Origin of the sequence: Cohnella thermotolerans DSM 17683 (assembly GCF_000429825.1) — a bacterium.
GTDB lineage: Bacteria > Bacillota > Bacilli > Paenibacillales > Paenibacillaceae > Cohnella > Cohnella thermotolerans.
Window position 1 is genome coordinate 57757 of record NZ_AUCP01000036.1, and the last position, 8776, is coordinate 66532.

The following is an 8776-nucleotide window of genomic DNA, read 5'->3' on the forward strand; positions in this document are numbered from 1 at the left end:
TTCCCTCCGTTTACGCCTTGGAGATATCGCGCCACTCAACGACAAATTCGCGCTCCTCGGGGCCGTTCTCGAATCGGCTGTACTCGTCCAACGCCTGGCCGCACTCGCAGGAGATTTGGTCCGCACCGTAATTGTCCGTGCCGAACACGATGCGCTCGTTGCGGTAGTCGCGCCGGCCCGGCACAACCCGAAGCTCTTCGCCGCACCGCAAACAGCGGATGAGAAATCCGGTCTCTTGCTCTCGCATGCCTCGTCCTCCTCCGGGTTAATCCAAGAAATCTTTGAGCCGCTTGCTCCGGCTCGGGTGCCGCAGCTTGCGCAGCGCCTTCGCTTCGATCTGGCGAATCCGCTCGCGAGTGACGCCGAATTCCTGGCCCACTTCCTCGAGCGTGCGGGTCCGTCCGTCGTCCAGCCCGAAACGCAGCCGAAGCACGTTCTCTTCGCGCTCCGTCAGCGTGTCGAGCACTTCCGCGAGCTGCTCCTTCAACAGCTCGAACGCCGCGGCTTCGGAAGGCGCGGGCGCATCCTGATCCTCGATAAATTCGCCCAGCTTCGAATCGTTCTCGTCCCCGATCGGCATCTCGAGCGACACCGGCTCCTGCGATATTTTTAAAATTTCCCTGACTTTATCCGGCTCCAGCTCCATCGCTTGCCCGATCTCTTCCGGCGTCGGTTCCCGTCCGAGCTCCTGCAGCAATTGGCGGGAGACGCGCACGAGCTTATTGATCGTCTCCACCATGTGAACCGGAATCCGGATCGTACGGCTCTGATCCGCGATGCTCCGGGTGATCGCCTGGCGAATCCACCAAGTCGCGTACGTGCTGAATTTGAAGCCTTTGCGGTAATCGAACTTCTCGACGGCTTTGATCAGGCCCATGTTGCCTTCCTGGATGAGGTCGAGGAACAACATGCCGCGTCCGACATATCTGCGGGCGATGCTGACGACCAGACGCAGATTCGCTTCCGCCAATCTCCGTTTGGCCCATTCGTCGCCTTCTTCGATCCGCTTCGCCAGCTCAATCTCTTCATCGGCTGAGAGCAACGGAACGCGTCCGATCTCCTTTAAGTACATCCGCACAGGGTCATCCATCTTGATGCCCGGCGGGAGAGCCAGATCTTCGCCGATAAGGAATTCCGTCCGGTCGTCCGACATTTCCCCAACCCCTCCTTCAACGCTTCGAGAAGCCATTTCATTCTTGACAAACGCTTCCGCTTGTGATAATATGGTTTATGATTGCTTAAGATGTACATATCACAAGGGCATATGCCATTGTAACAAATCAATAACAAGTACGCAAGATCTATCTTGCAGTTCCCAATATTTAGACTTTTTTGCAACCCTCGGCGCTCGATGCCGGGGGTTTTTCGTTTGGTTTTCCGCGCAAAGTTTTTCTTATTCCTTCCTGACATTTCGGATTAGGATAGGAAGAGAGGGGGGGCGCGTCATGGAGGACGTTATCGGCAAATCGTAACGAGGCGGTTGACAGGACAGCCGCCTATCCTTCCGTAGATAAGGTGGCCTCGAAGATAATCGAGCGGTCTCCAACGGTGTCCGAACATCGGTTCCTGTGGGAATCCGTCGGATGGGGAACCGTCGACTCGGACATGGCGTCGCATTCCCTCGCCCATTCGCTTTATGCGATGGTCGCCGTTAGCGGCGGCGCTGCGGTCGGCATGGGGCGAATCGTCGGCGACGACTCCATGTATTTTTATATTCAGGATGTCGCCGTTCTGCCCGAGCATCAGCGCAGCGGCATCGGCAAATTGATCGCGGAACGGTTGCCGGATTATATTCGATGGCAACAGCATCCGAACGGCATTGCACTCGCGGGTTTGTTTGCCTCCGCAGAGCCTGCGGAACGATCGGGTTCGTCTTGAACGCTACTATGGCCGCTTCCTGTCGGAGGACGGATGGAATTTGTACCGGGCTGCGATCAAGTCTTGTTCCGCTCCTCGACGCCGCACCGCCCGTCTTGCTCGGCGCCTCCGCCAAACACAAGAAGCCAGCCCCCAAAAGGCTGGCTTCTTGCTCTTACCGCGCCTCCAACGACAGCGCGACGACGGACGCCGCCGGCAAGCGGACTTGCAGCTTGCCTCCCTCGAGCGTCGCACCCTCGAACGGCCGCGGCGCGACGCGCTCCGGCTGCTCGAACGTGTTGTGCGCGCCGATCTCGTCGGCCGCGAGAATAACGCCGCGGCAATCGTATGCCGCTTCGGTGCCGCGCAGCTCGATCTGCAGGTCGGCCGCGTCCGCATGGCTCAGGTTGCACAAGCTGATGTGCAGCTTGCCGTCCTTCTTCGAGGCCGACAGGCTCACCTGCGGCAAGCTTGCGCCGTCCATCTCGTACTCCCCGAACGTGCCGTGTACGGCCAGCGCTTCGGCATTCTGATGCGCCTTGAACATCTCCAGCACGTGGTAGGTCGGCGTCAGCAGCATCTTGTCCCCTTCCGTCAGGACGACGGCCTGAAGCACGTTGACCATCTGCGCCAGATTCGCCATTTGCACGCGGTCGCAATGCTTGTGGAACACGTGCAGGTGAATCGCCGCCACCAGCGCGTCGCGCATCGTGTTCTGCTGATACAGGAAGCCCGGATTCGTTCCCGGCTCCGGCAGGAACCAGGTGCCCCACTCGTCGACGATCAAGCCGACGCGCTTCTGCGGGTCGTAGCGGTCCATGATCGTGCTGTGGCGCGTAATCAGCTCGTCCATGCGAAGCGACTTCTGCATCGTCTCGAACCATTCGCGTTCGTCGAAGCCGAGCGCCGGCCGTTTATTTTCCCAGCTTCCCGGAATCGTATAGTTATGCAGGCTCAGCCCGTCCATGAGCCAGTGCGCCTCGCGCATCAGCACGTCCGTCCAATTGTAATCGTCGACGTTGGCGCCGCCGGCGATCTTGTACAGCCGGTTGTCGCCGTACTGGCGGACATAGGTTTGATAATTGCGGTACAGATCGGCGTAATGCTCCGGCCTCATGTTGCCGCCGCAGCCCCAGTTCTCGTTGCCGACGCCGAAATATTTCAGCTTCCAGGGCTTCTCCCGGCCGTTCTCCCTGCGCCAGTTGGCCATCGGAGAATCGCCGCCCGACGTCATGTACTCGACCCACTCCGACATCTCCTGAACGGTGCCGCTGCCCACGTTGCCGCAGATGTACGGCTCGGCGCCGAGCAGCTCGCACAGTTCGAAAAATTCATGCGTGCCGAAATGGTTGTTCTCCACCACGCCGCCCCAGTGGGTGTTGATCATCCGTTTGCGGGACTCGCGCGGGCCGACGCCGTCCTTCCAGTGGTACTCGTCGGCGAAGCAGCCGCCCGGCCAGCGCAGCACCGGAACGTTCAGCTTCCGAAGCGCTTCCAATACGTCGTTACGGATCCCCTTCGTGTTCGGGATGGCCGAATCCTCGCCTACCCATAAGCCTTCATAGATGCAGCGGCCCAGATGCTCGGCGAAATGGCCGTAAATGTTCTTGTTGATCGTGCCCAGCGACCAGTCGGCGTGAACGACGATTTTGCGGTCTGCCAACCCGATTTCCTCCTCTGCCCGAGCTTTAATAATTAATATTTCCAGTAATATGTTTATTTCAACATCAACAATAATGAAAAAGCGCTTTCGTGTCAATACGATCAAGGCCAAATGAAGTACGGACCGCTTTTTGCCCTTCCCCCGGTCCGACAGTCCGAATCCGGACGATGGCATGTGTCGTTGCGAAATAATTAATAAAAATATATATTATTCTTACACACTCTCATCGTTGGAACCGAACTGGAGGATAGGCATGAACCTCGACATTACCGAGAAATCCTTGCCCGTATACGAAGCGCTGGCAAGCAGCGTCCGCCTCAAGGTGATCCGCCTGCTGGCCAAGCAGCCCATGAATATTCGCGAGCTGTCGGAAGCGGTCGGCCTGAGCAGCGCCATCATGACGATGCACATTAAAAAGTTGGAGAAAGCCGGCATTGTCCGCAGCGAAATGCAGCCAAGCCGCGGCGGTGTGCAGAAGGTATGCTCGCTGCAAGTCGAACAGGCGGAGATCGCGTTCCCGAACAAGATGGAGCACATTCGGGAATATCACCAGAGGGAAATTTCCGTCGGACATTTCACGGACTTCCATGTGGAGCCGACGTGCGGCTTGGCCACGACCGAGCAATTTCTCGGCATCGTCGACGATCCCCGGTCCTTCCTGGACGCCGACCGATTCAACGCGAAAATTATCTGGTTCAGCGAAGGCTTTATCGAATACAAGATTCCCAACTTCCTGCTGGCCACGGAAAGCCCGAAAGAGCTCGTCATTTCGATGGAGATCGCCTCGGAAGCGCCGCTGACGAACAATGAATGGCCGTCCGACATTACGTTCTACTTGAACAACGTGAAGCTCGGCACCTGGACGAGCCCCGGCGATTTCGGCGACAAGCGGGGCAAATACAATCCGCCCTGGTGGCCCGACGACATCAACCAGTACGGGCTGCTCAAGCATCTGACGGTGACGACCCAAGGCACCCGAATGGACGGAAACCCGATGTCCGATGTGACCCTCGATCAGGTCAACGTCTGGGACAAACAGTGGACGCTCCGGATCGCGGTCGAGAGCCAATCGCGCAATGTCGGCGGACTCACCCTGTTCGGCAACGGATTCGGCAATTACAAGCAGGACATTCTTTTTCGCCTGTACTACGAGAAAGCTGCGCCCGAGGGGATCGATTAACCGTAAAGGAGGGGAACGTTCGGCATGCAGACAAGCTCCCCGTGCAAAGGCTGCTCCGCGGATGTTCACGCGACCCGGGAGCAGATCGAGAAGATGGTTCGCCAAATCTCCCGTTTCCCCGAAGCATGCGTCCCGGACGAAGTATACGAGAGCCGTCTGGCCGCCTGCTCCTCCTGCCCGTCCTTGCAGTACGGCTCGACTTGTTCGCATTGCGGATGCTTCGTCGAGGTCCGGGCCAAATTCCCGGACAAGACTTGCCCCGCTCCCGGCGGCAGCCGATGGGCCGGATAGGCGCTTCCATCCATCCATGCCATTCGACAGACATACGCCGATCTTGCTGCGCTCGCGACCGGGCGGCGGCGGATCGGCGTGTTTTTTAGAGTATTCATGAAATTTTTATCAATATTTACAGGAGACTGGGGAAGCGTGTCGAATTGGATTTCAGACCAAGAAGTTGCCGAGAGGTGCGCAATGAGATCGATTCGTTCGCTGCCCATGATTCCTATCATTTTCATTCTGATTGTTGGCGCCGTCCTCTTCGTGCCTCCGTCCCGAGCCCATGCACAATCGAAAGAAGCGGTCATCGAGAGCTGGGACGTCATGTGGATCGGCAGCGAAGACGCGCAATCGGAAATTCCTCCCGCATCCGGCCAATGGATGCCCAGCCGCGCCGGCCATGCGATAACGAACATCCCGAAGGGGAAAGTCGGGATGTGGGTTCGTATCGACGTTCCCCCGACCTCCCGCTGGCGAAGCCCGGGCATACTGGTGGAACGGCTGTATGGTCTGGACATCGCCGTTTATGCCGATCAACGCCTCATGTTCGAATCGCAGCGCCACTTTATATTCGAGCGCGACAAGCTGCTGCTGCCGCTCGGCGCAAAGAACGTACCTGCCGAATTGTACATCCGCATTCTCTCGGAGAAGAAGGCGGGGCTCAGCAGCGACATTCGGATCGGGGAGCTGGATTCGCTGTCCGACCGATTCATTCGCCGCAACCTGCCCGACCTTCTGCTCGGCGCGTCCATCACGTTCGTAGGGCTCATCATGTCGTTGTGTTCCGGCTACCTGAACGGGAGGCAGCGCGGACCCTGGCTCTCTTTATGTACGATCGCTCTGACGACAGGCATTCTCATCGCGACGTATTCGCCGCTTCCGTACATCTATTTCCCGAGATTCGGGAACCTGTTCCTGATCCTGTTCGATCTGTCCGTCTTCGCCATGTTTCCCGCGCTTAATTTCTATATCGGCCGCGTCTTTGACGACACGTCCGCGCTGTATGCGAAATTCGCCAAGCTTCAAGCGGGCTATTCGCTGTTTTGCGTTGCGGTCGTCCTCTTCTATAAAGTGGAGGGAGACCGTTATTTCGCCCTGTACGATCTGTTTACGACCACGATTCTCGGCCTTCTCATTCTCGTTCAGATGCTGTTCATTATCGTTCTGTCCGTTCGAAACGCTCTTAAAGGCAATAAAGACGGCATCCTGTTGTCGGTCGGCATTTTCGTATTGGCTCTGTCGGTCGCGCTCGATATGACTCTTTTCCTTGCCAAAGAAACCCAGTATGTGCTGTTCCTGTGGAAGTTCGGCGTCATGGCGTTTATCGTGACGCTCGTCGTCATTTTGGCCAGACGGATCTCGTCCGACTATTCGAAGCTGGTCAGCTACTCGAAGGAATTGGAGCTTTACAACCACAGGCTGCAACGATCGGAGAAAATCAAGATCATCAGCGAGCTGGCCGCATCGGTCGCCCACGAAGTGCGCAATCCGCTGCAAGTTACGCGGGGCTTTCTGCAACTGCTGGCCGGCAAAGCCGAGGAAGGAAACGCTCAGTACTTCAAAATGGCCATTCACGAGTTGGATCGCGCCTCCAACATCATTACCGACTTCCTGACCTTCGCCAAGCCGGAGTTGGATACGGTCGAGCGCTTGAATTTGGCCGAAGAGATAAGCAAAATCGAGTCGATTATGAACCCGCTCGTCGCCATGCACGGCGGAACGCTGACGGTCCGGATCGAAGAAAACCTGTTCATCCAGGGCAACGCCTCGAAGCTGAAGCAGGCGATTATTAATATTGTCAAAAACAGCGTCGAAGCTTTGACGGCGGACGGCTGGATCCGGATCGAAGGTTACGTGGAGAACGGGACGGCGGTGCTGCGCATCGAGGATAACGGAGAGGGGATCGAGCCGGAACAAATCGCCAAGCTGGGCGAGCCTTTCTTCTCTACCAAAACGAAAGGAACCGGGCTCGGCTTGATGGTCACGTTCCGGATCGTCGAGGTGATGAGAGGAACGCTCGACTTCCGCAGCGAAAAGGGCAAGGGAACCGAAGCGATTCTCCGGTTCCCTCTCGATTCATCTCATTCAGCTCCAGACGCCCTCCGGACTTGACGTTCCGTCGTCCACGGCTTCCGGACTCGGAGGAAGGGTCAGGTAGAAGCGATTGGGCGTCTCTTCTACCACTTGTAGGTCGATTTCGGGGGCAAAGTCCACGCCGAATTCGGATTTGATCGTGTTCTTCGGATCGGACAGCAAGCTTGTCTTAAATTCCTCGTCGGACCAAGCCTTCTTGATGATCTCCACCTTTAACAATTCCAAAGACATAGGATCACAATCCTTCCATAGAATGGATGAACTACTTCTTCTATCATACCACGTACTAGTCTCTTAGTCGCTATCGTTTTCTAAATTTTCGATAAATTTGACAAAAGGAGGCGATTACAGCTTGGACAGGTAGTTGGCGAACCCTCCTCCTGCCGCAAGCTTCGTCGTCCATTCCTCCACTTCCCGCGCATCCTTCCGGATGCTTGCGGCGATCCAGGCTTGAAAGGCGGCCAGCTTCGGCTGCGCGCCCTCCAGAAGTCCCATTCGGGCGACATGGCTGTCGGCGATATCCGCCAGGCGATCGAGACAACCGTGCCGGTAGATCGCCCGCTTCACCGCCGTCTCGTCCAGAGCGGCGTCCGGTTGAAGCCGTTCCTTCACGAGCGTAAGGAAGGCGTTCGCGTTCGCTTGCTTCGGCAGATCGTCGCGCCAATCGGCCAGATCGTCGGATAGCTGAAGCACGGCCAGCGCAAGATCGACCGCTTCCTCCGTCCGGGAGACGTCCTCCTCCCGACCGGCCCCGATCAGCAGTCCCGTCGCGCACAGCTTCACCGGCGCCGCTTTGCCGGCCAGGCGCCCGACATCCCGCGGATCCGCCGGCAGATCGGTCTCCCGGTAGACGACGCGCGCCCACTCCTCCAAATACTTGCGGTTGTAGCCCCACAGCGGAGAATCGGAGGAGAAATGCCGGGCGTAGCGGCGCAGGAACCGCTCGTGGAACAGCTCCGAGAGCGACAGATAGGCGCGAACCCCGTTCCCCGGCCCGCCCTCCTCTCCGTCCATCGCATCGTCGACCAGGAAGAAATGAAGCATCATATAAATGTTGGCCACCGCCAGTTCCCGGCACAGTCCGATCGGACTTCCCGCCGGCTCTCCTGCCCAATAAGGGAGCAGATAGCAGATTCCGTTCGTCGTTCCGCCGTTGCGCATCGGATCGGATTTCGCAAGAAGGGCTTGTCCGAGCTCGCGCAAGCCGTCGGGGAATTCGGCGATCTCGCCGGCCGCTTCCGCGAAAATCCGCTCAATCTCATCGGCGTATTCAACCAAAAATTCCGGAAGCTTCGCAAAGCCCGGCCTCTCATTCGATGGTTCGTTCGGCATGTTCTCCGCCCCCTTAGGAAATCAGTGGAAATCTGACTCTATCCTGAATCCGTGATAGTTCTTCTGTGAAAAAGAAGAAAAAGAAAGGAAATCGCATCTCCGATGGTGAATTTTAAAGGAACCATGAATGATCCACTTTCACCTGCGAGGTGCTACATATGAGAATCCAATTCACCCAATCTAAGGAAATTCTGTTGACTACGCATGCTGGCCTGGCCACCGTCGGCGCCTTGCTTTCCCATACCCGATTGCCGCAGCGTCTCAATCGCTCCACCGTGAAAGGAATGGAGAACCCGATTCACAGTCATGGCGATGTCATGACCAGCTATCTTGGCTTGCTTTGCCAAGGCAAAAGCGACTTCGACCACATCGAA

General features: G+C 57.3%; 9 protein-coding genes and 1 pseudogene. 5 read left to right on the plus strand and 5 right to left on the minus strand.

Annotated elements, in window-relative coordinates:
* Window positions 1–10 precede the first annotated feature (10 nt).
* Together G485_RS0106560 and rpoD are read right to left on the minus strand one after the other, a co-directional pair.
* Window positions 11–247, minus strand: a complete 237-nt coding sequence (locus tag G485_RS0106560; RefSeq protein ID WP_027091901.1) for a hypothetical protein — start codon at window positions 245–247, stop codon at window positions 11–13.
* 18 nt (window positions 248–265) lie between these two features.
* Window positions 266–1189, minus strand: a complete 924-nt coding sequence (rpoD, locus tag G485_RS0106565; RefSeq protein WP_051318075.1) for an RNA polymerase sigma factor RpoD — start codon at window positions 1187–1189, stop codon at window positions 266–268.
* A gap of 359 nt (window positions 1190–1548) precedes the next feature.
* Between rpoD and G485_RS25400 the strand changes: the two genes are divergently transcribed.
* Entirely contained in the window at window positions 1549–1878 is a 330-nt protein-coding gene (locus tag G485_RS25400) for a GNAT family N-acetyltransferase (protein WP_051318076.1), read from the plus strand.
* Window positions 1879–2032: 154 nt separating this feature from the next.
* Here G485_RS25400 and G485_RS0106575 read toward each other — a convergent pair whose 3' ends face one another.
* On the minus strand, window positions 2033–3520 hold the full coding sequence (locus G485_RS0106575; RefSeq protein ID WP_035155066.1) for an alpha-N-arabinofuranosidase: 1488 nt from the start codon (window positions 3518–3520) through the stop codon (window positions 2033–2035).
* Between the two features lie 253 nt (window positions 3521–3773).
* Here G485_RS0106575 and G485_RS0106580 point away from each other — a divergent pair, with 253 nt between their 5' ends.
* The 3 genes from G485_RS0106580 (at window position 3774) to G485_RS25405 (ending at window position 7088) form a co-directional block, all read left to right on the plus strand.
* Window positions 3774–4700, plus strand: coding sequence for an ArsR/SmtB family transcription factor (locus G485_RS0106580; protein ID WP_027091904.1), 927 nt, complete (start codon window positions 3774–3776; stop codon window positions 4698–4700).
* Window positions 4701–4724: 24 nt separating this feature from the next.
* Window positions 4725–4991: a DUF6171 family protein gene (locus G485_RS28815; protein WP_084423161.1), complete on the plus strand. Its 267-nt coding sequence runs from the start codon at window positions 4725–4727 to the stop codon at window positions 4989–4991.
* A 180-nt stretch (window positions 4992–5171) separates the two neighbouring features.
* The gene (locus G485_RS25405; protein ID WP_051318077.1) at window positions 5172–7088 is read left to right on the plus strand and encodes a sensor histidine kinase; all 1917 of its coding nucleotides are present in this window, start codon (window positions 5172–5174) and stop codon (window positions 7086–7088) included.
* On the opposite strand, the gene G485_RS0106595 is transcribed toward G485_RS25405, so the two are convergent.
* Both G485_RS0106595 and G485_RS25410 read right to left on the minus strand, forming a co-directional pair.
* Window positions 7062–7301: an NHLP leader peptide family RiPP precursor gene (locus tag G485_RS0106595; RefSeq protein ID WP_027091906.1), complete on the minus strand. Its 240-nt coding sequence runs from the start codon at window positions 7299–7301 to the stop codon at window positions 7062–7064. The two genes, G485_RS25405 and G485_RS0106595, sit on opposite strands and share 27 nt — an antisense overlap.
* A 114-nt stretch (window positions 7302–7415) precedes the next feature.
* Window positions 7416–8402 (minus strand): hypothetical protein, encoded by a 987-nt coding sequence (locus G485_RS25410; RefSeq protein WP_051318078.1) that lies wholly within the window; start codon window positions 8400–8402, stop codon window positions 7416–7418.
* A gap of 158 nt (window positions 8403–8560) precedes the next feature.
* On the opposite strand from G485_RS25410, the pseudogene G485_RS28820 reads away from it, so the two are divergent.
* A pseudogene (locus tag G485_RS28820) lies at window positions 8561–8776 on the plus strand (IS1380 family transposase); the annotation flags it as partial.